Source organism: Microbacterium sp. ISL-103, from assembly GCF_018613995.1.
Lineage (GTDB): Bacteria > Actinomycetota > Actinomycetes > Actinomycetales > Microbacteriaceae > Microbacterium.
Genome location: NZ_JAGGPD010000661.1, coordinates 1 through 1061, shown reverse-complemented (window position 1 = coordinate 1061; position 1061 = coordinate 1). Strand labels below are relative to the sequence as shown.

1 protein-coding gene is annotated in these 1061 nt (G+C 65.5%); it reads right to left on the bottom strand.

The genetic code is table 11. The features are described from left to right. Positions 1–51: 51 nt before the first annotated feature. On the bottom strand, positions 52–540 hold the full coding sequence (locus tag J7E68_RS19300) for a heme-binding protein (RefSeq protein WP_215175153.1): 489 nt from the start codon (positions 538–540) through the stop codon (positions 52–54). Positions 541–1061 lie beyond the last annotated feature (521 nt).

The following is a 1061-nucleotide window of genomic DNA, read 5'->3' as shown; positions in this document are numbered from 1 at the left end:
GTCTTGTGGGTGTTGATTATGCGCTTGAACGACCTCGGTGTCTAGCTATATCTACACTCCGTCCAGAAATGGGCCTGCGATCTCCAGGCTCCTGATCCCGGCCACCGCCAGATCGTGGTCGTCTGCGGACGGAAGGCCCGACACCGTGGCGACCGCGACGACACCCACTCCGTCGACGCGGATGGGCACAGCACCGCCCGCGACCGCATAGTCGACGGGGTCGAGCCATCCGGGCTCGTACATGTCACGCCCGCCGTTCTCGATCCGGGCCTCGAGCAGCGCCGTGCTGGTCTCGAACCGCAGGGCGGTCGCGGCCTTCTTCGTGGCCCACACGTCGTTGTCGGCGGTCGCCCCCGGCAAGGACGCATGGAACAGGATGCCCGTGGACGTGCGCACGTCCACGGCTACCGGGAAGCCCTCGTTTAGCGCCCTTTCGGCGATGGAGCGCCCCAGGTCCCAGGCATCGCTCCGATCGAACCGGCGCAGTACGAGCTCGACGTGCTCCGCCTCCAGCTGCGCGAGCCTCGCGTGATCACTCATCGACATGCCTCTCTCTCGTGGACGACTCGCCTCAGACTGTAGCCCGACCACTCGAGGAGCGCGCACCCCGTCGCTCGTCTTCGTCCGCTGCGCTCCCCCGGACCATCTGTCGCCGCATCCGCCGTGGCCCCTCCACCGGAGACGACGAAAGCTCCGGACGCCTGAGGGTGTCCGGAGCTTTTCGAAGTGGTGGGTTGCTCGCGTATCTCTGCGATCCCTTGCGCCTTCAGGGGTCATACGCACCATGTACGCGGCCAAATCCTCCAGCGCGAGGACGCTATTCCTCTGCCCGCCGAGATGACCTCTCGAATTATCCGTCTGATCTGGAGTATTTGCAGGCCGACTCATCCAGCGCGGGCGGTCTAGCCTTTGGAACCACTGACACGATCCGATGCGCGCCAGGAGGTGACCGTCGAGGGCCCGCCGATTGTCACCGCAGGCACCCGCGACCGCGTCGGTCTAAGCAATCTGAAACGCCCGCTGGGCAGGGCAGTTCCCCCGTTTGATGCGCATCAGGTGTA